Raw genomic sequence first — 26,907 nt, forward strand, 5'->3', positions numbered from 1 at the left:
CAAAAAGTCAGAAGCACCAAGCACCCGTTGGATCAGAGAGTTTCCGATGTCGATGGCTTTTACTTCAGCGGATCTCTGACCAAGGGCGGCACCACCCTGCAGTCCATCATGATCGAGACTTTAGAACTCGATGCGGTCGAGATTGCGACGATTTCGTAGTGTATCCCTCATTGAGGTTGAGATCGAAGCAGGCTCAGACGTCAATAGTGGACGAACATGCCTCGCTTGGCGATCTGCTGGATAACATCAAACTCGTCCCGATTCGATGTTAGAACAGGGATACCTTCCTTCGCTGCCGACAGATAGATCAGCGCATCGTTCAGGCACTCCTTGCGCTGATGCGGCTGATACCCCTGAGTCCGAGCCAAGATTCCTGCTATCAGCCCAGCCTCGATCCAAGTCTGCTCGTCGGGTTTTCTTATGCGCGTCTCCGGAATGCTCGCGATTAAGCCAGCATACTGCCTCCGGGAGGCATCCCAATCAGGACTTGCCGGATTGTAGTTGCCAACACCGATAGCAACTTCGCCCAAACAGATGCTTGAATGCCAAAGCAAGCCGTTAAGTAGGAGGCTCTGGGCAGCAGGAGGGAGCCGGCCAGCGGACGGGTTGATATACACATTCGTATCCGGCATCAGAACAGCCCTTGCCCCTGTGGCGTAGGTAAGCGGGGCGTGATGGCCGCGGGCTGGGACCGGATCGTGTCCACTAATGGCCAAGTGGACACTAAGACCGTGGTGTCCAGTTCCATGGAAGGAGTTCATCGACCCTGTTGGCGGGGTGATCAGCGATGCGCTCAATGGCGTCAGCAAGATAGGCTTGCGGGTTGATGCCGTTCATTTTGCAGGTTTCGACAATGGTGTAGATGACCGCTGCGCGATCGCCACCGGCATCGGAACCGCTGAAGAGATAGTTCTTCCGGCCCAGCGCCAAAGGTCTGATGGCTCGCTCAGCGGCATTGTTGCTCATCTCAAGCCGCCCGTCAGTGGCGTAAACCGTCAGCGCCTTCCAGCGGGATGTCATATAGCGGATCGCCTTGGCGAGTTCGCTTTTGCCGCTGATGCGCGCAAGCGTCGTGTCGAGATGGCGTTTCAGGATCTCCAGAAGAGGGACCGACCGGGCCAGGCGTGCAGCGAGCCGCGTTTCTGGATCCAAGCCGTTGATCCCGGCTTCGACCGCAAACAGGTCGGAGATGAGGTCCAAGGCCCGTTCCGCCGAAGGCGAGCGATTGCGGAGGAACTCGTTGTACAGATAGCGGCGTGCGTGGGCCCAACAGGCCACCTGGATCAGGCGCGTGTCGCCGGTGAGTGGATGGCCAACATAGAGCTTGTCGAAGCCGGCATAGGCATCGGCATGCAGGAAGCCACGGCATGGCGACAACAGGTGCTGGGCACGCTCCCCTTTGCGATCCGGAGAATAGGCATAGAACGCCGCGGGCGGCACGGCCGATCCCCAGGGACGTTCATCGCGCACAACCGTCCACAGCCTGCCGGTCTTGGTCTGGCCGCGTCCAGGGTCGAGGACCGGAATGGGGGTATCGTCAGCATGCACCGTTTCGCCGGCACGGGCATGGGTTCCGATCCTTTCGCTCAAGATCTGAAGCAGAGCCGCCATTGCCCCGACCCAGCCGGCCAGCGTTGAGCGATCGAGATCGACGCCTTCGCGCGCATAGATGTCACTCTGGCGATGCAGGGGAAGATGATCGCAATACTTGGAGACCAGTACATGAGCCAGGAGGTTGGGACCGGGTCGCCCACGTTCGATCGGCAGCGATGGCATCGGCGCCTGAACGATCGTCTCGCAGGTGCGGCAGCTCAACTTCGGGCGAAGGTGGACGACACGTTTGAAGTGCGAGGGCACATATTCCAGCACCTCACGTTCATCCGTGCCGATCGTGCTGAAGATGCTTCCGCCGCAATTCGGGCAGGTGCAGTCCGGCTCGTGCACGATTGTCTCACACGGCAGATGGGCCGGTAAGGGCTTGCGGCCCAGAGACGACTTTGCCGTCGCGCCAGCCGATGGTGAGGATGCAATGGGCCGCGCTGCCGTCCGCTCGATGTCGGTGTGGGCCTCGCTCTCCTCTAGATCGGCAATCGCCAGTTCCAGTTGCTCGATGAGATGGTCGAGTTTCTCCGAGGAGCGGCCGAAGCGGGCGCGCTTCAGGCTCGCGAGCTGCGCCTTGAGCTTCTCGATATAGAGGTTCTTGGCATAAAGCTCCGCCTGCAACTGCGCGGTCAAAGCGCGCAACGCCTCCAGTTCGGCCAGCACATCGGGAGCAGCAAGAGACATATGTTTCTCTAGCACAAACGGCCCGATGCAGCTACGTTTTATATGTAAATACAGTATGTTATCAGGCCATCGTCGGCTTTGGCGGACGCTCGGGCATCAGCGTGCGCCGCCAATCCATCCCTTCGACGAGAAGAGCCAGTTGTGCCGCCGACATTTGCAGGACGCCATCGACGAGCGACCGCCAGACGAACTTGCCCTGTTCCAATCGCTTGGCAAAAAGGCACAGCCCGGTTCCATCCCAGTAGAGAGCTTTCAAATAGTCGCCTCGTTTCCCGCGGAAGAGGAACAGATGGCCGGAATAGGGATCGGCGTTCATCCTGTTGACGACCTCCGCGGACAGACCGTCGAACCCACGGCGCATGTCGACCGGCTGGCAGGCCAGATACACCTTCGTTCCCGCAGCGATCTGGATCACGACTTCGCACCGAGGGCCGAAAGAACCCGCCGCAGCGCCCGCTCGTTGACAAAGGCGTCAACCCGAACACGCGCACCGTTTGGCAGGTCGATCTCAATCACGCCAGGCCGCTCCTCCAGCATCGGCGTTCTGGCCGACCGCTCGGCTCTCGGCTGTGGCAAGCTCTCCGCCGGAGTGGCGTCCAGCGGGCGAAGCGCCGGCATCGTGATCGCGGGCCCTTCATCGTCGCACGTCCCGAAGACCCCGATCGGAATGAACTCATTGTGCGATGAAGCCTCCGGGAGAAGCACCAGAGAAGCCGGACGGGGCCCCAGTTTGCCTGCTTCTGCAGCCCGGATCCAACCGAAAAGCTGATTGTTGTTGACGCCGCGCCGACGGGCCACCTCCGCGACAGCGGTTCCCGGGAGCCTGGCCTCCTCGACAAGCCGCCACTTCTCCTCCGTGGTCCAACTGCGTCGACGACGAGGCTCCATCTCTGACATGCATGCCGCCTAAGTGTCCGCTGCAATCTTCGTGGACACTTATCTCATCCTGATCGCCGCTTCGGTAGGCGGCCATGACGCCACGCTTACAGCCTGTCAGCTACAAGCGCCATCGGTTCCCACCTCAGATCATCGCTCATGCAGTCTGGTTGTACTTCAGATTCCCATTGAGCTTGCGGCTAGTCGAGGAGATGCTGCTCGAGCGCGGCATCGTCGTGTCCTACGAGACAATCCGCCGGTGGGGCAAGAAGTTCGGACCGGAGTATGCCCGGCGCCTTCGGCGCAAGCAGCCACGCCCGACTGACATTTGGCACCTGGATGAAATGGGCGTCAGCATCGCTGGCAGGAAACACTGGCTCTGGCGGGCTGTTGATCAGGACGGCTATGTGCTCGATGAGATCGTCCAAACGCGGCGCAATACCAAGGCGGCCAAGCGCTTGCTGACTCGGCTGATGAGGAAACAAGGCGGCCTACCGCGTCGGCTGATCACCGACAAGCTGGGATTCTATGCAGCCGCCCGGGGTCAGCTCATGCCAAGCGTTGAACACCGCTCCCATAAGGGCCTTAACAATCGTGCGGAGAACTCTCATCTGCCCTTACGTCGACGAGAGCGGGTGATGCAGGGGTTCCGGGTACCAGGAGGCTTGCAGCAGTTCGCCAGTGTCTTTTCGGCTGCCCGCAATCTCTTCGTTCCACCCCGCACCCGCCGCTCCACCCTTGCCACCCATCTTCACCGCCTCAGCGCCACGGCGGAATGGAAAAGCGCGGCTGGGGTCGCCGCTTGAGCCTATAAGACGGCCATAATCGCCTCAGTCCGCCCAGGGCCAGTTACCGTGACAACACCGACGCGCGAGCAAGCACCCAATACTGCTGAACAAGAAGAGCCCGGTAGAATCTAAGCGAAATAATCAGGAGCCTTAGTCGTCTCCTTTACAGTTCTTGACCACATTTAGGCATCCGCGCTCGAATCATAATGCCGGACGGCGAATTGAGGTTCGTGCCGAATATTGGGCGATCTCGAATCAAGTGAGTAACTTGGAATCGTCTGGAACCGGGCTTTTACATGCGAATTGATTCGGCCTTTTCGGCTAAATGATTCTAGCTAAAGAAGTTTCCACCGCTGAATCGATCTATTGTGAATGGATTCTTGACGCGCGACTCCACAGCCAACTCAGAATCGGGCATCACTCGTATCGCTACGAGTATCATGGATGATCGAAATGGCTGATCAAGCGAGCCGCGAGCGCGCCCAACGTCTCCGCCAGATCCGTCGGGAAAGGGGGGACCGGGAGATGAACGTCTGGATCCCTCACAACGTCGGAGTTGCGATTGACCGAGCCGTTGCGACCGGACGCTATCCATCACGCCAGGTCGCGATCGCCCATGTGCTCGAAGCAGCCTTTGTCCAAAAGGAGCCAGACAAGGTGACGTAAACCCGGCAAAGCAAAAGGCCCACGAAGCTGGAAACTTCGAGGGCCTTTGGAGACCACCGCGAGGGTGGGCCTAAGAATGGTGTCGCAACCTCCTTATGCCATCCCGCCAATCTGAGTGTCAAGAGACATCGGTTTCGGTGAACGCTCCCGCTTTGCCCTCAACATGGAGGGTACGATGCAGCTTGCATCGTCAGGAGGCCGGCGGCTGAGACATGCCGCTCTGGCTGCGAGAGAACTTGCGCTCGAACCCGGGCGCACGGTGACGCGAAAAGAGTTATCTGCGGCAGCTCGTGAGGCTGCCAAGGCCCTAGAATTGCGGAACGGTCCCCGATCGGTCCTCTCAGAGCTCGTCGCTTGCTGGGGCGAGCAGGAATGGGAGCGGCTGCTGGTCTGGCCGTCCAACGACTATCTTATGAGCAGGACCGGCCTCTCCGAGCGCTCCATCCGGTATGCGTTCAAGGTCCTAATTGATCAGCAGCTCATCGTCCCGAAGGAATCTCCGAACGGAAAGCGCTATGCGGTCAAAGACTTGGCTGGAGAGCTGGTCGACGCCTTTGGCTTCGACCTGACCCCCGTTTATGCCAGGCGAGGGGATTGGGCTGAGCGTCTGATCGAGATGAGGCAGGCCCGCGAAGTTCGGAAACGAGCTTTCGACGAGATCACCATCGCCAGGCGGGCCGCCGAGGAGGCACTGAGGGCGTTGGCCGAGCATTATCCCGATCTCGATCGCTCCGACCTGGAAGAACACGTCAAAGGCCTGAAAGCCCGAACCCCTGTGCGCAGCACGAAGGCTATGCCGCACGCGATCCTTGATGAGTGGACAGCCCTGAGGATGGTGTGCGAGCAAGCTTTCTTAAAAGCGGGCAATGGCGGCAAAAGCTGCCGCCACACTTATAACAACAACGGATCTCCTAGTGAGCCTTGTAACAAGGGCTTTCCGAAGAAAGCTGAGGCGGTTCGTTCAACCGAACAAACCCCGGAGCACCTATCACCGGAATTGATCCTTGAGGCTTGCCCGACCTTGAGCGACTACGGCCAACCGGTGCGGGATCTGGCCGACATCGTCTCGGCCGGGCGCTACCTGAGGGCCTCTCTCGGGGCGCATGAGAGCGCCTGGGCCGAGGCCGTGGAGGAGATCGGCACCGTCAGGGCGGCGATCGCCGTGATCTACACCCTGCAGCTCTACGAGGCCGATGTGGCCAAAAACGGTGGCGAGAGCCGGATCAAGAACCCGGGCGGCTACTTCCGCGCGCTCACCCGCATGGTCAAAGCCGGCAAGATCGACCTCGCCGTCGAGCTCCTCGCCATGCGGAGGCGAAGAATGGCCTAGGGAGAGGATCCATGCGCGGCGAGGCGACGACGGGCCAGCGTGCCTGGGGGCAGGGAGCGGCAAGGGCCGGGTGCATCACGGGTGTGAATCGTTGGTGCGCAAAGGATTCAGGACTTTGATTGGACCTTGCCTCTGGGCCCGCGCAACACTGGCGCATGGCTCACGACACGATCCAGTATCTCGTCCTGCGCCGGTGCGACCCACGCTGCAACATGGCCCGCTACTATGTCCTGTCGATCGAGCCCAGCCTGTTTGGGGATGCTGCCTTGATCCGGGAATGGGGCCGCCTTGGCCGATCAGGCCAGCGCAGGGTCGAGCTCTACGAAAACCGGTCCTGTGCCATGGAGGCCCTCGAGACCCGGCTCCGGCGCAAGCGGCGCCGTGGCTATCTGCTCCAAGGCGGGTAGAGCAGAGGTCCCGGGGATCCTGGGTCGGCCTCAGCGCAGGATCTTGAGCAGTTCTTCTACAGCTTCAGCCTCCTTGAGACTGCCTCTCTCGTACTGGCGCAGCACGTCCCTGATCTGAGCGCGCTTTGACCGTGAGTTGCCAACCTGCTCATCGTGTGCGGCTGCTTGCCTTTGGATCACAGGCGGAAATGCAGGCTTGCGGAAGTAGATCTGAGCTTTTTGCAGCAGTCTCATGGTCAGCATTCGTCGTCGATGGCTCTGATGAGCGATACGGGAGCTCTTGAGGCTGGCCCGTTGCCTTGTATCCTTAGCAACCGGCAGGGTTGAGGAAGACAGACTTTGGTAGAAGGATGAGGAGCGAGCAGGTCGCACTTCGGCCACTGGGTCGGTGTGATCAGAGCTTCGACAGTGCCCGTCGCTGACAGGAGCGGAGGGGTGCTGGGAGGATTACAGCGGATGGATGAGAGTTTCTCGCCGACCATTTTCCTCTATGGCATGGCTCTTGTGCTGGCTGTGGGAAAGGCGTTCACGCTGACGATCTGGCGGACCCTTCCGAAACCCAGACCAGGTCTGAGGCAAGAGATGGTGCAGGCCTGGGAGAACCGCAGGCTCCGGAAACAGGCTGTAGCGAGTCAGGTTCAGCATCCTGGCAAAGAACCGACGGCGGGCGAGCCACTGAAATCTCCCGAGGCGGCTGAAAGGGAGCCACACGCCCCAATGCCCGCATCCATAGACCGGTAGCTTACTTCCGAGCCGCCATGAGGTCATGGGTGAGGACAGTGAGCTTGCCGATCAGTGATGCCATATCGCTTGGATCACATGACCATTGGGTGCCGATCGCCGCTCCATCAGAGGAGACCGACACGACGGCGAGCGAGCGCAGCTTGCCCTCGCGGGCCAGCCGCAGATGCTCCTGCAGGAGGTCGAGCATCGAAGCTGTGTTCTCGTCGACCGGCGGTGTGTTGACCGGGCGGAGCTTGGCCACCGGTCGCCGTTCGCCAGCTTGCTTGTCGCTCATGATGCACCCCTCAATAATTCGCAGGCTCTTGCAGACCTCTCATCGAGAATGGGCAATAGACATAAACCGAGTGTCAACACTAGGCCGACATAGTGGAAACATCGGCCGTGTCGTATTTCGACAACAGTGCTGAATAAGCTTAGCCAATACGATAGGCCGCTGTGCGGACGAGGGGCTTCTACAATCGTGGATCTGCGGTCAGCAATTGCGCGCGTGTTGGCAGATGGGTGACGGCATGCAGATTCCGATTTCATTCGGCCATGGATTCCGAGATGAAGACGGCCACCATTCCGATCATTGTCCGGCCAGGGGCTGAGCCAGCATCGAGGAGTGTTCCCAGGGTCCGCCGATCAGGCATGAAGGCTTCATTGTTGCGAACAAGGAGCGGCCATGCCGGCAAAGAGAAGGCTGACTATGAGAGCCATACGTCACATCCTGCGCCTGCGCGCCAGCGGCGAGAGCGACCGGTCGATCGGATAATCCGTCGGAGCCGCCCGCTCCACTGCCCAGGACACCCTTAAATGGGCCAAGGCCGCCGGGCTGACCTGGCCCTTGCCCGCAGATCTCACCGACACCCTCCTCGAGGAGCGCCTGTTCGCCAGGAGCGGCGTCAAGACCGGCCTGCGCCGGCGCCCCGAGCCGGACTGGGCTCCTCTCGCCAGGGAGATGAAGCGCCCGGGCGTCACGATGACTATCCTGCACGAGGAGTACAGGGCCGCCTGCCCTGAGGGCTACGGCTACTCGCGCTTCTGCGACCTGATGCGCGAGGTCGAGCGCCGCCTGTCGCCGACCATGCGCCGGAACCACGTGGCCGGCGACAAGGTGTTCGTCGACTACTCGGGCACGAAGCTGCCCAGAGTCGATCCTGCCACCGGCGAGGTGCGCCATGCCGAGATCTTCGTGGCGGTGCTCGGCGCCTCCAACTTCACCTACGCCGAGGCGACCTGGACGCAACAGTTGCCGGATTGGATCGAGGCCCATCTGCGGATGTTCCGCTTTTTTGGCGGCGTGCCGAAGCTCATCGTGCCGAACAATCTCAAAAGCGGCGTGGTGCCGAACGCCAAGACGCGCGCCGCCTTGGCGGAAGGCCGCTCCGGCACGCTGACCCGCTATGGGACCGTCGGGGCGATGATGGCGGACCTCGATGCCTCGGACGATTAGGATCACGACGGCGTACAAGAAGGATTTCAAGCGGGAGAGCAAAGTCGAACCCCAAAAACTGGCCCCAGGTGCTGACCGACGTTCTCAGCGTCCTCGTTATCGACCGCGCTCTCGATTCGAAATAAGGATCATCCGCTGACCGGCGAGTGGAAGGATTACCGGGATTGTCACGTCAGGCCGGACTTGGTGCTGATCTACCGCAAGGGAGACCGCGATCCGGACGAGCCTGAGCTGATCCTGGCGCGGCTGGGGTCGCATTCCGAACTGTTTTCGTGAGAGGCGGGGCAGGAGAGGGGTTCGTAACGCCGATCACAGGCGGCGCGAGGTTATTCGTCCGGCAAGGGTTCAACTGGCTTATGTCCCTGCACCCCTGGTCTCATCGTGCCCCGATCTGCAGCAGCAGTTGCAACGGGCGCGTTCCACCGGAACGCGCCCGGTCTTTGTTAGATCGTCAGCCCTGCTGCGGCCAGATGCGCACGGTCGGGAGGTTCTGGCTGAACTTCACATAGCCATGGCCCCTAGCGAGGCCGGAGATTTGCTCCGGCATCACGGCGCGCTTGACGCGGGTGTGCACGATCTCAGTCTCGCTGCGGCTTTCCTTGGCGAAGAACGCGGCCTCGTCCTTGGCCTGCGCGCCGCGCTGCAGGCGCGTCTCCTCGATCTCGACGTCGCCGAGCGTCTTCGAGGACCACTCGGCGAGGCGATGGTCGGAGGCGCGCATGATGACGCGGTTGCTCAAGGAGGCGAGCACCGTATCGGCTCCGGCCTCGCCATAGAGCTCGACCAGTTGCGTGCGGCTTTGGACTCCGACCAGGATGCGCACGCCCTTCTTGCGCAGGCGCGAGACCGCATCGCGGAAGCGGCCTAGGGCGCCGAGCGAGTCCATCTCGTCGATGACGATCCAGACCGGCGGGGCGTCGTCAGGCCGTTCCAGGCCGGCCGTCACCAGGATGTCGGCCCAGGTGGCAAGCAGAGTCTTATGGGCTGCGATGTTGGTCGCGTCATAGGGCAGCCAGAGCCAGCGCGTGTCCTCAGCTATGAAGTGGCGCAGGGAGAAGTCGCCACCCTTCATGTACTTCCAGCCGGAGACGAAGGGCACGAGAGTTGAACGCACTGAGGCGAGGAAGGCCTTGTTGTCATCGCTGCAATGGGCGGCTGCCGCCGTGCCTTCGAGAGCGATTGCAAGCTCCGTCCGGTCGGCGACGGTGCACAGGCGCAGCAGTTCGGCATTGGAGGATTGCGCCCCGACATTGTGCCCGAGATTGGCGAGCAGATCGCGGGCGAAGTTGCGCCAATCGGCGCTCGCCCCAAAGCCCTCAGGAACGACGGAGGCGGCGAGCAGTTCCCAGTCGTGCGGGGCGCGGATCTCGTTGCGCAGGTCCCAGCCCGGCGAAGCATCCTCGGCGGGCGAGAGCGAGACCGCCTTGACACTTGGAAACTGCCGCCGGAAGGCGCCACCATGATCAAAGCAGATCACCCGGTCGCCGCGCTTTGCGAGGTCATGCAAGGTCTGGGCGATGAGAAAGGATTTGCCGGAGCCGGAGGAGCCGGTAATCAGGGTGTGTTCGGTCTCGACGAAATGCGGCATAGGAAGCCCGCCGACGCGGATCATGTCCTGCTCATGGGCGGTCGTGACGATCTTGGCCCAGGGCTTTTTGGCCAGGCGCTCGATGTGCCGGACCTTCATGCCCTTGGGCGAGCCGTAGGCGATCAATTCCGCAGCCCCGTAGGCCATGTCGTTGAGGACGCGGGCCCCACGCAGACGGCGCTCGGAATAACGCTGCTTGCCCTTGAACAGGCCGAGGCGCTTAAGACCGGCGTATGCGCCGACGGCGATGAGGGCTTCGAGGACGCCAGCGCCGATCATCGGCCCCCGGATCGGATCGATGAAGCCGAACTTGTTCACGACTCCGAAGGCCCAATCGATGGTAGCCCAGGGGCGGGCGATCAGGGCCGGGATCGCCTCCCAGCGCCACAGGAAAGCGTCATAGACGACGGCGAAGAGAGCGAAGTAGAGGCAAAAGATCACGCCAAGCGCCAGGACGAGGCCGATCCAGAACGGAGCCATGGATTCGCCGGGAGAAGGTTTGGTCGCTTCCGCCATAGTCAGCCTCCGATCTCAGCGAGCAGATCGGCCATCACGGCGCGGTCGCGGTCATTGAGGTAATCAAACAGAGATTCCCGCAGCAGAGCGGCCAGGCGCGGATCGCCCTTGGCGTGCAGGACCCAGCCGCCCAGAATCACCTTCTGCTGGGTTTCGATCTTGCGGCGCTTTTCGGCAAGGGCCGCGGTCTTTTGGGCCAGGCGCAGCTCAGCCAGATCGAGCGAGAGGCGGCGCAGGCGCAGCTTCTCGGCGGGGGTTGCAGTTTTGGCCTTCGACTTGTCCCGCAGCCTCTCGATCTCGGCGAGAATGCCAACGGCTGGATCAGCCGTCTTTGCCGCCCCAGACGGAGCAGCGTTATTCACTTCGATACTCATCGTTTGTTGTCAGTCCCCTTTGAATGACGGGGAGGCTGATATTGACGCCAGCCAAGCTTGGCAATAGGCTCCGAAGGAGTTTCAGACGCAATATACAAAATGCTTGTGCATTTTGTGCGCTCTCCGAGGGGTATGACATCCCGCATGGCCATCGAGTTTGCCTCCGTCGCGATTGTACGTGCCGGCTCCGGCTCTGCCGTGGGCCTATCGCATTACATCGATCGCTCGAACGGACGCGATCGAGTCAACGGCACGAGCTATTGCTTCGATGGCAAGGACGTCGACGTGCTGGCGCGGGGGCTGATGGTTCCCGAGACTGCACCGGACTGGGCGTTCGATACGAATGCCTTGTGGAACGCCGCAACGGAGCGTGAATTGGTGCGGGACCGCAAGACCGGCGAGCTGCGGTTTTCGCGCCACGGCGAGCCGCAGGTGGCCAAGTCCTACGTGCTCGCGCTGCCAAAGGAATTGTCGGCCGAGGACAACCGCGCGCTGCTGCAATCCTGGCTCGATCGGAAGTTCGCCCAAGCAGGTGTCGCGGTACAATGGGCAATCCACCGCGATCATGGCGAGAACGGCAACGTGCATGCGCATGTTCTGGTCTCGACGCGCCGGCTTGGACCTGACGGATTCGGGGCCAAGGCGCGCGAGCTCAATCCGGAATTTGCGCGCGCGCCCGGGCTTCAAAAGGGCTTTATTGCGGAGACCGGTGCGCTGACACGGGAGTGGCGATCGTTCCAGGATGAATTCTTCCGGGCGCGCGGGCTGGCGCTCACCGTCGATCCGTCGCGGATGACACCGCAATTGCATCTCGGGGCCGCGTTTCGAACCGAGACCTCGGCACTGCACCAGGCCAATGCGGCGCGGGCGGAAAAAGAACGGGAGAACGCGCGCCGGCCGGAGCGAGTTTTGGCCCACCTGACGGCGCGCGCCGCCACGTTCACGGCGCGCGATCTCGACACGTATTTGACGAAGTCCAGCCTGCCGGCCCAGGAGATTGAGACCGCACGTGCCGCGGTACTCGGCCACGTCGATCTGGTGCATCTCGATGAGCGGCAATCTGGACGCGACGGGCAGGTGCTGGTCAGTGAGCGCTTCACCACCAAGGCGGTGTTGGAACAGGAGCGCGGCATCCTCGCCGATGCCGGTGCGCTGACCCGGCAATCCGCGCATCCAGTGCCCGCGCGGGCGATGAAGGCCGCGCGGTCGTCGCGAACGCTTGATGGTGAGCAGGAGCGGGCATTGGTTTATGCGACGCAAGGGCAGGGGCTTGCCGTCATCCGCGGCCGGGCCGGCACGGGCAAGTCCTACACCATGGCGGCGATCCGGGAGGCGCATGAGAGCAGTGGCTACCGAGTGATCGGGCTGGCCCCCACCAACACGGTGGCAGCCGACATGCGCAAAGACGGTTTTGGCGAAGGCCGCACGGTGGCCTCCGAGATGCTGCGGCAGGAGCGCGGCCGTGAGACCTGGGATGCGCGCACGGTGGTGATCGTGGACGAAATGGGCATGCTCTCGCACCGAGATATGGAGCGGGTCCTGTCACATGCGCGCGAGACCGGGGCAAAGGTGATCGGGCTTGGCGACGAGCGGCAACTGGCGAGCGTCGAGCGCGGCGGCATGTTCGCTCTGGTGGCGGAGGAGGCGAGGGCGGTTGAACTGACCCAAGTGCGCCGGCAGCGGCACGAGTGGCAGCGCCAGGCGAGTGCGGCGGCGGCGCGGGGTGATCTGTCGGCGACGGTGCGGGCCTACAGCGAACGCGGGGCGGTGCGCTGGTCCTCCGATCTGGTGCAGGCGCGCGCTGATCTGGTTCGTGATTGGACGGAGGTGGTGCGCACGCAAGGCCCGACCCAGCCGCTGCCCTTTGTCTACGCCGCGACCAATGACGCGGTGGATGCGCTGAACCGGGATCTGCGCCAGGCGCGCATCGCGCTCGGCCAGATTGATGAGGAGGCCGGCCGCACCTTTGCGACCGAGAAGGGCGAGCGGCAGCTGGAAACCGTGGTCAGCCCCGGCGACCGGGTCACGTTCCACGCCACCGTGCGTGATCGGGCGGCAAATCTTGAGCTGCGCAATGGGGAGGGCGGGGTTGTGACCCGCATCCAGGACAGTCGGCTCACGGTGCATCTAGACGGCGGTCGGGCCGTGACCTTTGACGCCGTGAAGCACCGCGGCTGGGGCTTGGGCTATGCCGGCACGGTGTACAAGGGGCAGGGCAAGACACAAAGGGAGGTCATGACCCTCTACGATCATGCCCATGCCTGGCGGCGGGAAGCGAGCTATGTGGCGCTGACCCGGCACGCGCAGGACCTGAAGGTCTATGCCAGTCAGGATCTGGCGCGAGATGAGGTGGCCTTGGGGCGGCAGATGGAGCGCGGGGGCGGCAAGGCGGCCGCCATGTCCTACGACCTCGCGCAGATGCCGCCGCTCACTCGGAACTCGGAGATCGCGTCAGAGCGAGTGCGGGAGCCGGTCACAGCCGAGGACCGGCAGCGGCGGATGGAGGAGGCGCGGATGAGAGCTCAGGGCGAGGCCGGCCGCGCCATGACGCCAGAGGAGCGCCGGGCGGCAATGGACGAGATCCGGACGCGCAGCGGTGGCGAGCGGGTCTTAAGTGCCGACGAGCGGCAGGCGCGCATGGCTCAGGCCCGCCAGGAGCAGGAGGCCCGCCAACGGGCTGCCCGGGAGCAAAGCCGGAGCCAGGAGGCCGATCGCGCACCCGCTCGCGACCGTGGCCGCGAGGACGATCACCAGTTGAAACGGTGAGGAGCTGGCAAAAAATTGCTCTGCCCGGTGGTTAGAGCAATTCGCTAAGGACCAACCCTCATTTCCAACACGGTTCAAAGCATCTGGCCGAGTGGAATGACGGGACGCCTGTCCGAAAAATGGTGCACGCTTCGGACGCGGCAATAACTTGCCGTGGCAGGAGAACCGCTTTGGGTCGACTGCAGACCGCATAGCAACGGCCTGCTGGTGATCAGACCGTTCTAGACCTACTGCACCGTTACAAGCGAGAGAACATCAAGATTTCTGTCTGTTCTGCGCGATGCTTAGGCGCAGCGAGGCGCTGCCACCAGTGACATTCGGCTGATCGAAGTTTAGGTTACCGAGCTTCCAAGATTGAAGGATCACGGAACTGCTACCGATGGACTTTGGCTTCACGCCGCCCTCAGTGGTACGCTCGATCGTCAGAGCCCTGCCGCTCCAATCGAGGAGGAGGCGGTCCTTGGGTTCAAACCCTATCCGGTCCCACAACTCACGAGGTAGGCGGATAGAGGTGTAGAACCGGTCCGGGCGCTTGGCGTCTGCAATGGACTTCACCACGACAGGAGCGGAGGTGGCCTGATCCGCTTTCTGTTTGACCTGCTTAGTGCCCTGCTGCTGCTTTGCAGGCGTTCGTGCCTCGATTGCCGGTACCGGTGTCGGCTCGGCACTAACGGCTTGCATCCGCTCGGGGTTCGCCTCAGCCTCTGCCACAGACTGCTGATCGGTGGCAGCATGCGGGAGATGCGGGATCGTTTGGATCGCACTGGCAACCTGCCGTAGACCGCCCAAGAGGCCCTCGGTCGATTCAACGAGGGCGGGGGCCAAACGTGCGATGGCATCGATCTGCTGATTGCCAAGGATCACAAGTTGGCTCACCTGGTCAGCCAGGCATTGCACCGCTGATCGCAAGCCTGTCAGGTCTGCCGCCATGCTGGTGAGGGTCTGTTCGACCTCTGGCGAAAGAGCCGGCGTGGGCTGTGTTGGCTGCGGCGCCTTCGGCGTGGAGTATTGAGGCAGTTTGTTCTCCTTGGGGCGGAAGACCTCGGCGGCCAGTTCCTCCGGCTTGCCCAAGTGCCGGGCCAGGATGTCGGCCGTCTCCTGGTAGCGTTTGTCCGAGGCTTTGCCCTCGCGACGCGGGGGAGGCGATTGCATCTCCTGAGTGTGGCGCGGGCTGGCTAAGCAGGCTGGGCAGACATCAAAGGAGGAAGTACGGCCGAGCAGCCAACCGCGATCGCTGAAGTACCTCTTGACCGCTTCATTGCTGGTGGGCTTAGAGGCTTCATAAATGTCTGTCCTGGCACATTCCGAGCAGCGGATGGCGAAGCGGAATTTCGAGGGAGCGCCGCCGCAACGTGTAATCTGCGGCTCGAACTGACGTGCGATGCCGGGCATCTAGCAAATCCTGATGGTTAGAAAAGGTCTTCAGGCGGAGGACGCGGTGTGCTGATCTCTCCGCCCCGATAAGCAAAGTGTGGGAATTGGCAGGGGATTATCATCTGTCCCGCCAAATGCCAACCGGTCAGTTCGGGTATGCCGTATCCGTGGGGAGGCAACAGCATGGGCACACTTCCAAGCTTACCTGCAGCCGCTATTATCATGGGAGGGCCGGTATCGAGTATCCTTGTGCCGACTGATATGGACACGGCGGACGCTGACATGACCGAGACATTCCAGGGCCGGACCATTGCCGGCCGAGGCGACGCCGAGAGTATCGCCATCTAATCGAGCATGAGCAGACCTGGCAGCATCAACTGGAGCGCTCGATGGATGGGAGACCGCAGCTTCCCTCGAAGCTTGCAGCGCTGATCACTCAGATCGGCCTCCAGAAATATTGACAGATTCCTCAGCCAATAGCTGCTCAAGCTGCGTCACCAGCGCGCCACGTTTCTCTGCACTGAGCTTGTCCAGATTATGCTGCCGCCATTTGACAGCAGGAAGATCCTTGGCTCCATCTACCCCGAGTAGCTCCCATTCGGGTTTGCCTCGCTCAAACGAGAGAAGGAAGCGGCGGTGGGCATCGGGCATGCCGCTGACGACAGTTTCAATCATCGTCTCTCTCACCTCAATCAAATCGTTAATGGTTACAGAGGTCACTGTCATGCCATCGAAACCACGACTAAATTCATGAGCAATGTCCTTTCGAGGCGGCGCCAAAACCTCTGCCATCGGTCGGTCATGGCTCAGTAGATAGACAATGAAGGCAGTACGCAGTTCCTCCGTGATGCCTTCGTTCGCCAGCAGATCGCGAACATCGAACAGATCGCGCGGGTGCTGGCGGTCGAACGCGGCCACAAGTTTGCCAGCATAAAGATCAGCGAACGACACGACCTGGATTTCGGCGAACCCGAACGTGTCCTCGACGGTCGACGATACCCCCCTGATCTCAGGCTCGTAGACGCAGCCCCGCAAGACGGGCGTCACCTCGATTTTAATCTGTGCTCCAGCTGTTTGTACCGTGAGCTTGGTAACGATCCCCTCACCGACATTAACTACTTCATTAACGTGGACGCCTTTCAGGTTCCGCCTAATGCGGTGGGCAATCCGTTTCATGGCGGCATTGATTGCCGCCAGGGATTCGGGCCGGCCCGCCACCGGCAGATAGGTCAGATCAATATCGACGGACAGGCGCGGGAGGTCACGAACGAAGAGATTGATTGCAGTCCCGCCCTTCAGGGCAAAGCAGTCTTCCTCTGCGACAAAGGGAATGATCGAAACCAGCAGGGCGACCTGACGGCGGTATGGTTCAGCTGGGAGCATAAAGATCGTCCGGTACGGTGATTTGGTAAACGGGATCGAGCTTGCCGCCCTTGACGAGCATGCGCTTGCCAGTTCCGAGATCAACCTTAGAGCGGTCGATGTGCTTCAGCCAGGCATGCTGATGGCGGTCGGCGAAGAAGAAGAACAGGCGCTTCACTTTGATGCTGCGGCAGTCGGTGAGCAGCGTTTCAAGGCGCCGGGGGCTCAAGGTACGCAGCCCCTCCACCAGCATGTCGACCTGATGGAAGCTCTCATCCTTGGGCAACTCGTCCAGAAGCTCGAACAAGGCCCGCTCTGGCGTCGATAACGTTAAGGGCCAATTCCATTGCCCCCAAGGCAGCCGGTTCAGGGTGCCATGCAGGCTTTCATTGCCGGAATCGACATTGGTTTCGACATCCGAGTCGCGGCTGGTGAGCCCTTTCGTCACCGGGTCGGACTTGAACAGAGTCTGTGTCTTGTGGAACCGGAAGGTTTCTTTCAGAGGAAGCTTGTTCAGCCACCCAGGCGGCGGTTCGCGCCCGTATAGGTGTATCGTCCGCAGACCCTCGGCAGAAACATAATGACTGAAGCCCTGTAAATCGAGTGCGGTGCGGCCGCCGACGATGAGGGGCTGTTGCAGAAGGACTTGCAGCGATATGACCACCTGCTGCCAGGAAAGGTTGCCCCAAGGCCGCTTGTAGGTGCCCCTGGCAGGCTGCTCGAGCCAGCCGGCCGAAACATACTGGCTGCGAAGGCTGCTGGAATAACCGTGGCGTTCCATCCAAGCGGCGTCGACCAACAGCCCCTCGGGCAAAGTTTTATCCAGCCGGTTTAACTTCCCTTGCTTTTGCTGAGTCATACTAAGCAAATTAGCATAAATTCAAACCAAGCCGCAAGTTCGTATTTGTTATAATTTCCTAAGTCAGACTGTGGAAACTAGACGCTCTTTAAACCAGGATGATCGTTGCCAACCGCTATTATAAGTGAGCGGTGTTTGGCGTGTATGTGATTTTATATCATATACTTGGCCATTACGAGCATCGGTCGAATGAGGTTGGGACAATGGTCGAAGTGCCTACGATCGATCGATCAATTAATCTCTGACCAGTAACTCGAAGCGAGATTTTTGAAGCGAGGTCACGTCCATTTAAATGGCACAGGGCATGTCCGGACCAATCTGTGTTGGATCGAACGAACCGCTCCTGCAACTCGCATATCATTGATCCTACCACCACACCTTTGGCTGAAACGACCATCTTTTGTGGATTCATCTCTGCAGAGCAGGAGGTGCCCACAACTGACCATTCACCAAATGGCGTATCACTGGCCGGTGTTGGACGTGCTTGACGTAGAGAAGCCTCGACGCTGCTATCCCATACATCATCGTCTGAAAGCCCATTTGCAGCTTTAAAGTCTTGTAGAGCCGAGCGGGAAACGAGTCCCCAGATCCCCTCTGGCTGATACCGATAGTAGCCTAGCTCTGATAGTCTTGCCTGAATCAGGTTTGCATCAGACGGATTGAGAGGGTGCAGCGCCATTCCTATGGCAGGCGCGAAAGGGCGGTACAACCCTTCTGTCTCAGTTGCTGGATCTGGTGAGACGTACCACTGTGCTGCTGCCGCGGACATACTATCGAAGAGCGCCATTTGGCTCGGAAGGTCCCATTCATCAGTGCGGGGGAGGCCATTGGCTACTTTGAAATCACGCAGTGCAATACGTGATCGAGGCCCCCAAACCCCGTCGATTACCGACGTTTTCAGGAACCCACGCTCCTTTAGTCGAAGCTGAACTTCCACTGCAACTTCGAGCCGGGCCAGATCTCGTAGGGTCTCTGCAGAGCTCGTTGGTCTAACGGTGAGCATCAATGGAGAATTAGATGGGAGGGGCGATGATGGCTGCATCTTGGCACCATCTCCTACCGCTGGAGTTCCTTGCACAGGAGCGGGCGGCCGGGAAGTTGCTATAGCAGGGTTATCGAGCGGAGATGCTTGAGGCGGTCGCCCCTCTCGATTCTGCGGTCCACTGGATTGTCCAGTAGCACGTCTAACAGCGGCCGATTCTCGCTCAACGCATGACTTCCAGAGTTGAGGACCATGGCTTCTAGGGCAAGTCTGATCAATCCATTGACGCGCCTCGGCAGACAAATCGGAGATGTTTGGCAGAGATGAAGAGAGAGCTGCCACTTGCCGTTCGGCACAGCTTCTCCAGAGCTGAGGTCCATGGCTGACAGGACAGGTTTGCATCACCCATTTTTGCATTTCCGGCGCCAATGCACTTACTGCAGGCCATCCTGGCGCGCGGAGGGCGACAATCTGCCGATTGACGCAGGACATCCATAACGAGGGTCCGTGGGAGCGGGGACAGGTCTGCTCAACCCAGCTCCGGTTGTCCGGATCCAGCGCCGACAAGTCGTCTGCAGTGGTTTGTGCTCTGGCCTGCCCACCGAACGACACGAGGGTGAGGATTAGAAGCAGGCGAACGGATTTCATAAGTTCTGCGTCTCTTAGGGACTCTGACATGTTCGCCAGAGTGAATGACACTGGTTTCCCGGTTTCAGTAAACGATTCCGAGCCGCGCCAGCGTCTCGTTGTCCATGTAACCCGTCGCCCGAAGCTGTTGCGCAACTTGAAAAGCTCGGATGGCTGATTGCGTGTCAGCAGATAGCCGGCCGTCGATCGGGCCATAGTAATAGCCGCGCGCGCGCAACTCGACTTGGACACGCATCACCATCACTTCTGCCGCTACAGGTCGCGAAGCGACCGTTCCGGGAGGAGTAGCATTGCTGTTGCCGGGAGCAGGCTGGGACGGAGCCACGCCACTGATAGGCGGGGCCAATGGACGGATCGCGGACCCAGCTCCACCCCCTGGGCTCGGTGGCGGCTTGGGAATGTATAGCCCAGGCACTGTAGTCGTCTGGCCTGCTCCGGAGGAACTGACCGACGGTGCAGACCCTCCGCTCGCGGGAGGCGCACTATACGGGTTTGAAGCCGGAGGGGAGTAGACCGGCGGTGGGCTGTAGGTTGGCGCAGGCGGCGGACTATAGGTAGGCGGAGGTGAGTAGCTGTAGCCTCCTCCGGAGCCCGAATAGTGGCTGCTGTGGCTGCTATGGCTTGAGTGACTGCGATGGCTCGAATGGCTGCGATGGCCAGCGTAGAGTTGCCGGCCATCAATATAGTTTGGGCGCTCGAATGTGAGTGGGCGCCCTTGGGAACCTGGGTCTGATCCCGCAACCCCCTCCGGCAATGCCGTCAATGCCGCGTCCGCTGGTGACCAGACCGTTGCAACTGCCGTCGCCGGCATTGCCCACGCAAGAACGTTCTTGATGAATGCAGTCCAATTGCGCTTCATGCGATTGCCTTAGATTCGATGGCCTGGATGCCCTTGCTGCGCCAGCCATCGCCAGCAGAACGAAAGAACCCGCAGCAGGCCCCCCGCAACGTGCAACTTTGACACTCCGGGGCGAAAACATTCTTCCAATCAGAGATGCTCTGACGGGCAAAGGGACGCGCCTGATCCGGGAGCAGGCAGAGAGGGATATTGTAGATCGACACGGCCATTCCCCGGCGCCACAAGTATGCTGAGACCTGGCTTAACGTGTTGGCATACTCGAGCGGGTCGATCCAGAGTACGTCGCGATTAGAGCGAGCATATCCCATAGGTTCAAGACCCATGAAAGCCACATGTTCGGCAAACGGTAGGTTCCGGTACAAATACTCGGCCAGTTCTTGAAGCCGGTAGGTCGTCTGACGATGCAGAACACAGCGGACCTCGATCCGATGGCCGCGCTCCGCAAGGTTGTGGAGGCCGTTCACCGTTTCGTCGAAGGCACCATCGGCTTGAACAACATAATCGTGGTCGGTTGCATTGTCGGCATACACCGGGACTGCCCATACGACCTGACCAGCTGATTGATCAAACAAACGGACGAAGGCGCGATCCGCGAAGAGCCGTCCGTTGGTGAGTATGTGCAGAACCGTGTTTGGCAGAAATTGCTTCGCCGCTCTTAGAACTTTGGCAAGACCTTCGCCAAGGAGGCACGGCTCCCCGCCCGTAATCCCGAGAACAGGCAGGTCACGATCGATCAGCTGAAGCAGGTCGATCATCTCGCCAATCCGCCAGCTGTCATCTTCCTCTCGGGGCGGCTGGCTGCACATAAGGCATCGGCTGTTGCACCGTTCTGTTGCGAACAGTGTGTTGGCGTTCGCACCGCGGCGGTAGAGAACGTTCACTTGTCCAGTTGGATGGACCCGTACCACATCCCCCGGAGCGACAACTGCAGGCATCGTGAGCGAGTGAAGCGTTGGAAGCGGTGATGCAAGGCTGTCGCCTGCGCCAAGAACGGCGCCGGCTCCAATCGCCACCAGCGCATTGTGGTCAACTCCATCGAGGTCACGCAGATCGATCATTACCTGCGGGAGTGGGAAATCTTGGCGGAGTGCCTCGGCTAAGGAGAGCACCTTATACAGAGCCGAAGCCCCTTGGCCGGAGACCGTGCCTCTCGTGTGAAGGGGAAGGGCCATGACACTATGTTGCCTTGGCTGTGGAGAGGGCGCCATGAACCCAATCGTCAAAAATCCGGAGCGTGTCGGGGGCGCCTTCGGCAAGATGGCCGAAGAGGATTTTGAAGAGGCCCATGTGCCGCTGGCAGTGTTCACTCTCGGCTCGATGTCCGACAGGATCTCCGTGGCGGGAGAGCGAACCTGCCGGATCAGGACCACAGTACGGCACGAATGCACAATCGGAACAGCCAGGTAGCGTCTCGGCAAGACCGGACGCTGCAAGGAGCTCCATCGCGGGAGACCGCATGAGCGTTTGGTAGCTATCAGTCACTGATCCGAGGCGCAGGCTGTTGTTGCCAACCTCTTTAAGCATGCGCCCCTCGTCGGATGCGTACACGCCGCCGTCGTAATTATATACTAGTGTTCCGAAGCCGCTGCCGACTGGAGAGCGCAGATCTACATAGGTCGTTGGGAATGGTGTCAGGATGCTAGAGAGCAAAATCTTGGCGTACGCCTCCTCAATGAGGTACCCGTGCCTGTTTATCTCCAGGACGTAGCCTAGCGCGGCCTTATAGAATCCCAGGTAATCCTGAACTGTGTACCCGAGCCGCCGCTCTGACTTCTTTGCAAATCCGTAGGGGCTGAGGGGCCGCAGGAAGATTGATCGGAAACCGAGCCGCACATACTCATCAACGATCTCCCTCGGCCGTTCCAGGCTGCGGCGGGTGAGGGTGGTGATTGCAGATAGACTTTCGTCTCCAAGAACCTGACGTGCGCGCTGAAGGCCCTGGACCGTCAATGCGTGGGCGTCTCCGTTTGGGAGCGGCCGGTTTGCATTATGAAGGTCTGTGGGACCATCCAGGGAGGTCGAAACCTGGAAGTCATGGATGCGCATGAACTCCAGAACTTCATCCGTCAGGTGATGCAGTGTGGACGTGATCGAGAATACGATCTGGCGCCGCTCTTGGACATTTCGGGCTTGGATGAGTTCGACAATGTGGCGAATGACAGGGAAGGCGAGAAGCGGCTCTCCGCCTTGGAATTCGACGGTAAGATGTTGGGAGGGGCTATCGAAAAGGCGGTCCACGGCTGCTGTGGCAGTCTCGAAAGACATGTCATAGCGGCCGCTCGAGTGCAATCGGCGCGAAACTTGGCAGTAGTGGCAGCCATGATCGCAACCAAGCGTCACGACAAAGATGTGCAGAGACGGGCCGCCACGAAGAAAGGACTTCCTCGTGCGCAGTTTCGTTGCCAGAAGGCGAACAGCCGTTTCTGGAGAGGCCTTGTAGAGAAGGTGCTTCGCCTCAAGACTTCTCAGAATGCCAGTGTCGCCAAGTGGCTCTCGGCGAGCGAACGTTGAGAATGTACTGGAATCGAGGACGTGGAAATCTCCAGCCTCCGAGGTCACAAGAATCTTTCCGGTATCAAGACGGGTGAACCTGAAGGGGAGGTGGCCATAGTTCCCTGGTGGAGAAGCTGCTTGTATAGGGCGATGCTCGCTCATCAGGGCTTAGTCCCCAAGGTTTCGCTGAACGCCGTTTTCCAGATACGATCACGCAGATCAGTGGTCCGGCTCTCGATATCCACCCGGAGGCTGAAATCGATCAGTGCCGATCGCAGCCTCGAAGCGAGGCGTGATCCAGATTGGCCATCGCGCGACTTTAGGGTTAGCCGAATGCGACCCTCATCAGTCGTGACAATATCAATCTCGGCTTCCGGGGAGAGCCAATAGCAGGCTCTCAGAACTGCCTCACGGGGATGGACCTTTGGGTCAACCTCGATGATGTACATCTCGGTAATGGGCTCAGAGATAGGAAGGGACATCGGAACGGGAACTACTGCGTCAACCAACGCGGGCGGGAGGAAAGTTGATATAATACGGTAATGCACAGTTAGTAAAGTATTGGCGTTCTGATGCGACAATGAGAATTGCCATTTAAATTAGTCCTCATGATACATTCTAGAGAAAGTCACGCGTCCCCTCGGGCAAGATCCTCTCCGCTTGTATTTTTCGCACAATCAAGTTTACAAGCTTGATATGTGCAGGACTCTAAGCAGCATTATTGCTCGGCGCCTGTGCTCCCCAACCTAAATGCCCCAGGGGCCGTATCCGATATCGTATCGGTCAGCAGCCTATCTTCTTCTTGATAGTCTCAACCTGAGAAAGAGAACGGCACACATTCTCACAAGGAATGCCGTCATTATCTCCATCGGCGCGGCTATAGCCTCCGCACCACATCTCAACGGCTTCCTCGCAGGTGCTGACTGCTTTACAGCTTCTGCGCTGCGCCATCAGGATCTCTTTGACGCGTTCAATGCTTGTAGGAGGCGTCCCCAGACCGAGGCTTCCAACAGCTCCTGCGGTTCCGTCGAGGCCAAAAATCATGAAACCCGCAAGAACGAGCGTCGAAAGCCTACATCTCATCTGTGCCCCACTTTAGTTCGATCTATGCAAACGGGTTCTTGACCTGCTGAGGTGCCTCAGCTGGGCCGCTCTCATCGGGCAGTTCCTTGTCTTGCCCTAGCGTCTTCACGATAGCATCGACAACCGACTTCAATGCCTTGGCTTTCTCGAGCCCAGCCTTATCGCGAGTTACATCCACGGAGCCATACAAGGCGACTTTGTCAGTGCCATTCTCAACAGTGAAATCGCCAATGTTTAGCGACGCACTATCGTCAGCAAAGGGCTGGAACTTCTTGGTCATGGGCGGCGTCCGAATTGATCGATAGCATCAAGAATGTCTCCAACGAAGCCGTCTGTCGAAGGTCGAGGGGAGGGCACCTGTGTGTTCTCCTCAGCAGAGGGCCTCGCGACGCTTCTTGCACCCCCTCTCGGGCGCCTCAGTTGCGGAACAGGCAGGCTGGTCGCGGTTTGCTTCACAGAGGCGGGCAACTGTGGGAATGCGTCTATGCCGGAGAGTTGTTGCAACTCGGCCAAGGAGATAATCCTGTAGTCGTTCCCGGGCTGATTAGGGACGAGATAGGCTCCCGCGATGTTGCTTTGAGGATCATAGATGGCCTTTGCGATGTGAGTGGGCACCAGAACACGCCCTTTCAGAGCCTGCAGGTTCTCCCCTTGGAAGATGGGGCCGGTCACAACATAGACTTCGCGGCGCTCCGAATAGTCCCGCACAGCCCGTTCAATGCTCTCCCACAGGTTACGGTTGTTCTCGGAGTTCTGCGGGACCATGTTGGCCAAGGAAAAGGACTCATCCATGCCTTGGGGTGTGGTCATGTCGCCCGCTGGAGCCATGTGCCCACGGTCAAAGCCACTGCGAACGTAGTCCGAGAGTTCCGCCCGCTCGTTTGGTGGGAGATTGGGATCCGCGTGGAAGTTGTTTAACCGGTTGAGCGCCCGGGCCCCTTTGGCCCGCCTGGGGGTCAGATGCTCAGCCACCCAAAGCGAGGTACGGGTGAGTCCAGAATGCAGAAGGGCAAATTCCGTGTAACAGATCTGGCGGGTTTTCGGGGCGAGTTTCGGATTGGTGAGTGTCGGCTCGGCGCCGCCAAAGAAGTGCTGGGGACAGGCCGCTGCGACAGCAGGGGAAGCGAGGAAGAGTGCCCCGAGGAGGAAAGCAAAGAAGTGGTTGGGCGATCTCACAGCGTTCTCTTGAGGCGGGCGAGGCTGGAAAGGAGTTTCGCAGGTCCGTTCCACACGATCAAAGCGAGCGTCTTAAAGGGCGACGCTTTGGTTTGATTCACGAGAGTGCCCCTGAAGCGTGGTGGACGATGAAGGCCATACTTCCTTAGCTCGGCATCACTCAGGAGCCGACGGGGCCGTTGTCGTGAGCGCGGTCTAAGAGGGTTCTCCTGGAGCAATCGGCAAACCTCTGGCGTTCGATCTTACTCTTCTTAGGCGGTAGGATTCCTACTTCAAGCTATCCTTGAGCGCATTTCGTGCCGAGCGGATGCTCTGGACCCACCGAAGAAAAGCCCGCAGGACAAACCCGCGGGCAAGCGGATCAACGGAGTGAAGCCCCATAGGGCTCTCTGCGCCCAGTATGCTGCAGTGTAGCAATCCGGCGCAGTCTAGCGTGCGCCTAGCAGTAGCCGCTGCGGCCGCCCTGCTTGCAGCCAGCCGCACGGCCACCACAGTTAGAACCGTCCTTGGCCGTGTCATAGGAATTCGTACAGGCTTTCGCTGACGAGATGGAGGCGAGCGGCGAGAGAACGAAAGCAGCGCCGAAAGCAAAGGCGATAAGGAGCTTCATAGGAATATTGCCTGATCCAGAATTAAGTAGAGCGAGGGAAGGCAGGTCATGAGAACCTGCCGTGAGCATACGATCCCATGTGGACTTGCCACATTCAAGCCACAATCTTTGCTGGAGCGGTGAGACTTTGGAGTAGCCATAGGACTTCGCGCTATGTTGCGTTAGGCCTTGATGGACCCGTGTAACGACCTTTACATAATGAGATAACATTTCGCATAAGGATAGTTTTGACAAGAAGTCCGTAACTGGTGCTGTGCCAAGGTCCTCGCGATCAGGAGGATCGCATGCGGACCAATCAGCGGCTGGCACAGCTCTGGCTCGACGCCCTTGCAACGGAACTCGGAGCATCGGCCGGTACCATCGACACCTACACCGATGATCTCAACTGCTACCTTGGCTGGCTGGATGAGAACAGCCTCCGTCTCGACGATGTCGGCTTGGAGCATGTTCGAGATTATATCGCCGCGCTCGATGGGCGCGGCTACGCCGGATCGACCATGGCCCGCAGGATCACGGTGGCGCGCGGCTTGCACAAGTTCCTGATCGCCGAGGAACTCGGCTCCCGAGACCCCACAAGCAATCTCTCGACCATGAAGCGAGCTCGGAAGCTACCCTTCGTCCTCTCTATCGCCGAGACGGAAGCAATGCTGGAGACCGCCCACAGGCTTGCGGCCGATGGTGCCCTTGCATGAGCGGGCGATCGAGGCCGTCAGCCAATGGCAGAAGCTGGCCCGCGCGTATTCTGGTGGGGCGTCCTCCCCCTGGCTGTTTCATTCGGTGCGCAATGGCACCAAGGCTCTGACGCGTCAGGCGGCCCTGCTCGAGATCAAGGAGGCGGCCGTGGCGGCCGGGCTGGCGAGCCCGGAGCGGGTGTCGCCGCATGTGCTGCGCCATGCCTTTGCCACCCACATGCACTCCGGCGGCACAGACCTGCGCGTACTACAGGAGCTGCTCGGCCATTCCGGCATCGAGACCACCCAGATCTACACCCACCTCGACACCTCCCGCCTCCACCACATGGTTCGCGACCTCCACCCGCTCAATGAGGAGGAGCATCCAATAGTCGCCCGAGCAGTTGGAGCATGATGCGGGTGATTGTTGTGGCAGCGTCAGACGACCAGGTGACCGATACCGCCGCTCCCATGCATAACGCTTATGCGACCTTCAGTTTTTGCCATTCTGGCAACGGGAAAAGGCGGTCATAAGCCCAATTGAACACGAATGCATAGCCCATGTAGAAAAGGGCGAAGGACACATCCATCAGGAAGGCCCGCCATAGACTGATGCTGAGATACCAGGCGAAAAGCGGTAACAGGACGAACAGAAGCCCGACCTCAAACATGATCGCATGCAGCACACGGATCAGAGTGGTCTTCCTGGTGCTTTCCCGCAGCCGTTGCATGACGTGGTCGAAGCCAACGTTATAGAAGTAATTCCAGAGCGTTGCGATAGTCGCGCCAACGAGCCCCACCACCCCAATGTCATGCATGGGCATGTGAAACGCCCAGGCACCAAGTGGTGTGATAAGGGCCAGGCCAATGATTTCAAAGCTGATTGCGTGACGAATGCGGTCGCGTGCGGTTCGCATGTTGCTCCCCAAACGGGTCAAAGTTCGGGTCGTCCCGAACGATTGGCCCAGTGTCTGGGGGAGGTCGTCCTCTCTTGCTCCTCCATATAGGTGGGCA

General features: G+C 60.0%; 30 protein-coding genes. 10 read left to right on the forward strand and 20 right to left on the reverse strand.

Annotated features, from left to right (window positions below; translation table 11 throughout):
- Positions 1 to 27: 27 nt before the first annotated feature.
- On the forward strand, positions 28 to 159 hold the full coding sequence (locus U0023_RS23765; RefSeq protein ID WP_280940633.1) for a hypothetical protein: 132 nt from the start codon (positions 28 to 30) through the stop codon (positions 157 to 159).
- A gap of 41 nt (positions 160 to 200) precedes the next feature.
- Here U0023_RS23765 and U0023_RS23770 read toward each other — a convergent pair whose 3' ends face one another.
- The 4 genes from U0023_RS23770 to tnpA form a co-directional block, all read right to left on the reverse strand.
- Positions 201 to 632, reverse strand: coding sequence for a type II toxin-antitoxin system VapC family toxin (locus U0023_RS23770; protein WP_009488593.1), 432 nt, complete (start codon positions 630 to 632; stop codon positions 201 to 203).
- 91 nt (positions 633 to 723) lie between these two features.
- A complete protein-coding gene (gene tnpC, locus U0023_RS23775) occupies positions 724 to 2,286 on the reverse strand; it encodes an IS66 family transposase (RefSeq protein WP_009488592.1) in 1,563 nt (520 codons plus the stop codon).
- 61 nt (positions 2,287 to 2,347) lie between these two features.
- Positions 2,348 to 2,701 carry an IS66 family insertion sequence element accessory protein TnpB gene (gene tnpB / locus U0023_RS23780; RefSeq protein ID WP_009488591.1) on the reverse strand — a complete coding sequence of 118 codons (354 nt, stop codon included), beginning with the start codon at positions 2,699 to 2,701 and terminating at the stop codon, positions 2,348 to 2,350.
- On the reverse strand, positions 2,698 to 3,183 hold the full coding sequence (tnpA, locus tag U0023_RS23785; RefSeq protein WP_009488590.1) for an IS66-like element accessory protein TnpA: 486 nt from the start codon (positions 3,181 to 3,183) through the stop codon (positions 2,698 to 2,700). The genes tnpB and tnpA overlap by 4 nt, the downstream gene beginning before the upstream one ends.
- A gap of 74 nt (positions 3,184 to 3,257) precedes the next feature.
- On the opposite strand from tnpA, the gene U0023_RS23790 reads away from it, so the two are divergent.
- From U0023_RS23790 to U0023_RS23805, 4 genes are all read left to right on the forward strand, one after another.
- Entirely contained in the window at positions 3,258 to 3,968 is a 711-nt protein-coding gene (locus U0023_RS23790; protein ID WP_009488589.1) for an IS6 family transposase, read from the forward strand.
- A gap of 435 nt (positions 3,969 to 4,403) precedes the next feature.
- Positions 4,404 to 4,616 (forward strand): hypothetical protein, encoded by a 213-nt coding sequence (locus U0023_RS23795; protein WP_154660860.1) that lies wholly within the window; start codon positions 4,404 to 4,406, stop codon positions 4,614 to 4,616.
- 175 nt (positions 4,617 to 4,791) lie between these two features.
- Positions 4,792 to 5,946 carry a plasmid replication protein RepC gene (repC, locus tag U0023_RS23800; protein ID WP_322883826.1) on the forward strand — a complete coding sequence of 385 codons (1,155 nt, stop codon included), beginning with the start codon at positions 4,792 to 4,794 and terminating at the stop codon, positions 5,944 to 5,946.
- A 155-nt stretch (positions 5,947 to 6,101) separates the two neighbouring features.
- A complete protein-coding gene (locus tag U0023_RS23805; protein WP_009488586.1) occupies positions 6,102 to 6,353 on the forward strand; it encodes a WGR domain-containing protein in 252 nt (83 codons plus the stop codon).
- Between the two features lie 30 nt (positions 6,354 to 6,383).
- Here U0023_RS23805 and U0023_RS23810 read toward each other — a convergent pair whose 3' ends face one another.
- Complete coding sequence (locus U0023_RS23810) at positions 6,384 to 6,587, reverse strand: hypothetical protein (RefSeq protein ID WP_154660859.1); 204 nt, start codon at positions 6,585 to 6,587, stop codon at positions 6,384 to 6,386.
- A 508-nt stretch (positions 6,588 to 7,095) separates the two neighbouring features.
- Positions 7,096 to 7,371 (reverse strand): hypothetical protein, encoded by a 276-nt coding sequence (locus U0023_RS23815; RefSeq protein ID WP_009488480.1) that lies wholly within the window; start codon positions 7,369 to 7,371, stop codon positions 7,096 to 7,098.
- Between the two features lie 552 nt (positions 7,372 to 7,923).
- Between U0023_RS23815 and U0023_RS23820 the strand changes: the two genes are divergently transcribed.
- Together U0023_RS23820 and U0023_RS35610 are read left to right on the forward strand one after the other, a co-directional pair.
- Entirely contained in the window at positions 7,924 to 8,532 is a 609-nt protein-coding gene (locus tag U0023_RS23820; protein WP_009488479.1) for an IS21 family transposase, read from the forward strand.
- 135 nt (positions 8,533 to 8,667) lie between these two features.
- A complete protein-coding gene (locus tag U0023_RS35610; protein ID WP_407667441.1) occupies positions 8,668 to 8,808 on the forward strand; it encodes a type II toxin-antitoxin system mRNA interferase toxin, RelE/StbE family in 141 nt (46 codons plus the stop codon).
- A 175-nt stretch (positions 8,809 to 8,983) separates the two neighbouring features.
- Here U0023_RS35610 and U0023_RS23830 read toward each other — a convergent pair whose 3' ends face one another.
- Positions 8,984 to 10,636 (reverse strand): type IV secretion system DNA-binding domain-containing protein, encoded by a 1,653-nt coding sequence (locus tag U0023_RS23830; RefSeq protein ID WP_322883827.1) that lies wholly within the window; start codon positions 10,634 to 10,636, stop codon positions 8,984 to 8,986.
- A gap of 2 nt (positions 10,637 to 10,638) precedes the next feature.
- On the reverse strand, positions 10,639 to 10,998 hold the full coding sequence (locus U0023_RS23835; protein ID WP_040638016.1) for a hypothetical protein: 360 nt from the start codon (positions 10,996 to 10,998) through the stop codon (positions 10,639 to 10,641).
- A gap of 156 nt (positions 10,999 to 11,154) precedes the next feature.
- Between U0023_RS23835 and U0023_RS23840 the strand changes: the two genes are divergently transcribed.
- Positions 11,155 to 13,776: an AAA family ATPase gene (locus U0023_RS23840; RefSeq protein ID WP_322883828.1), complete on the forward strand. Its 2,622-nt coding sequence runs from the start codon at positions 11,155 to 11,157 to the stop codon at positions 13,774 to 13,776.
- A gap of 255 nt (positions 13,777 to 14,031) precedes the next feature.
- Here U0023_RS23840 and U0023_RS23845 read toward each other — a convergent pair whose 3' ends face one another.
- The 11 genes from U0023_RS23845 to U0023_RS23885 form a co-directional block, all read right to left on the reverse strand.
- A complete protein-coding gene (locus U0023_RS23845; protein ID WP_009488475.1) occupies positions 14,032 to 15,168 on the reverse strand; it encodes a hypothetical protein in 1,137 nt (378 codons plus the stop codon).
- A gap of 414 nt (positions 15,169 to 15,582) precedes the next feature.
- On the reverse strand, positions 15,583 to 16,533 hold the full coding sequence (locus U0023_RS23850; RefSeq protein ID WP_009488473.1) for a nucleotidyl transferase AbiEii/AbiGii toxin family protein: 951 nt from the start codon (positions 16,531 to 16,533) through the stop codon (positions 15,583 to 15,585).
- Complete coding sequence (locus U0023_RS23855; protein ID WP_009488472.1) at positions 16,520 to 17,371, reverse strand: type IV toxin-antitoxin system AbiEi family antitoxin domain-containing protein; 852 nt, start codon at positions 17,369 to 17,371, stop codon at positions 16,520 to 16,522. The genes U0023_RS23850 and U0023_RS23855 overlap by 14 nt, the downstream gene beginning before the upstream one ends.
- A gap of 172 nt (positions 17,372 to 17,543) precedes the next feature.
- Positions 17,544 to 19,031 (reverse strand): peptidoglycan-binding domain-containing protein, encoded by a 1,488-nt coding sequence (locus U0023_RS35615; RefSeq protein WP_407667442.1) that lies wholly within the window; start codon positions 19,029 to 19,031, stop codon positions 17,544 to 17,546.
- 34 nt (positions 19,032 to 19,065) lie between these two features.
- Positions 19,066 to 19,236 (reverse strand): peptidoglycan-binding protein, encoded by a 171-nt coding sequence (locus U0023_RS23860; protein WP_195904126.1) that lies wholly within the window; start codon positions 19,234 to 19,236, stop codon positions 19,066 to 19,068.
- A 620-nt stretch (positions 19,237 to 19,856) separates the two neighbouring features.
- Positions 19,857 to 20,918 (reverse strand): His-Xaa-Ser system radical SAM maturase HxsC, encoded by a 1,062-nt coding sequence (gene hxsC, locus U0023_RS23865; protein WP_210160972.1) that lies wholly within the window; start codon positions 20,916 to 20,918, stop codon positions 19,857 to 19,859.
- Between the two features lie 118 nt (positions 20,919 to 21,036).
- Positions 21,037 to 22,515: a His-Xaa-Ser system radical SAM maturase HxsB gene (gene hxsB / locus U0023_RS23870; protein ID WP_009488468.1), complete on the reverse strand. Its 1,479-nt coding sequence runs from the start codon at positions 22,513 to 22,515 to the stop codon at positions 21,037 to 21,039.
- Positions 22,515 to 22,835, reverse strand: coding sequence for a His-Xaa-Ser system protein HxsD (hxsD, locus tag U0023_RS35620; protein ID WP_040637708.1), 321 nt, complete (start codon positions 22,833 to 22,835; stop codon positions 22,515 to 22,517). Before hxsD ends, hxsB begins: the two co-directional genes overlap by 1 nt.
- A gap of 301 nt (positions 22,836 to 23,136) precedes the next feature.
- Entirely contained in the window at positions 23,137 to 23,397 is a 261-nt protein-coding gene (locus U0023_RS23875; protein WP_083861233.1) for an excalibur calcium-binding domain-containing protein, read from the reverse strand.
- A gap of 61 nt (positions 23,398 to 23,458) precedes the next feature.
- Complete coding sequence (locus U0023_RS23880) at positions 23,459 to 23,716, reverse strand: hypothetical protein (RefSeq protein WP_009488466.1); 258 nt, start codon at positions 23,714 to 23,716, stop codon at positions 23,459 to 23,461.
- Complete coding sequence (locus tag U0023_RS23885; RefSeq protein ID WP_009488465.1) at positions 23,713 to 24,612, reverse strand: DNA/RNA non-specific endonuclease; 900 nt, start codon at positions 24,610 to 24,612, stop codon at positions 23,713 to 23,715. Before U0023_RS23885 ends, U0023_RS23880 begins: the two co-directional genes overlap by 4 nt.
- Before the next feature lie 894 nt (positions 24,613 to 25,506).
- On the opposite strand from U0023_RS23885, the gene U0023_RS23890 reads away from it, so the two are divergent.
- Together U0023_RS23890 and U0023_RS23895 are read left to right on the forward strand one after the other, a co-directional pair.
- Positions 25,507 to 25,914, forward strand: a complete 408-nt coding sequence (locus U0023_RS23890) for a site-specific integrase (RefSeq protein ID WP_009488463.1) — start codon at positions 25,507 to 25,509, stop codon at positions 25,912 to 25,914.
- A complete protein-coding gene (locus U0023_RS23895; RefSeq protein ID WP_009488462.1) occupies positions 25,898 to 26,308 on the forward strand; it encodes a tyrosine-type recombinase/integrase in 411 nt (136 codons plus the stop codon). The genes U0023_RS23890 and U0023_RS23895 overlap by 17 nt, the downstream gene beginning before the upstream one ends.
- Positions 26,309 to 26,375: 67 nt before the next feature.
- Here U0023_RS23895 and U0023_RS23900 read toward each other — a convergent pair whose 3' ends face one another.
- Entirely contained in the window at positions 26,376 to 26,810 is a 435-nt protein-coding gene (locus U0023_RS23900; RefSeq protein WP_009488460.1) for a PACE efflux transporter, read from the reverse strand.
- Between the last annotated feature and the right edge of the window lie 97 nt (positions 26,811 to 26,907).

Origin of the sequence: Microvirga lotononidis (assembly GCF_034627025.1) — a bacterium.
Lineage (GTDB): Bacteria > Pseudomonadota > Alphaproteobacteria > Rhizobiales > Beijerinckiaceae > Microvirga > Microvirga lotononidis.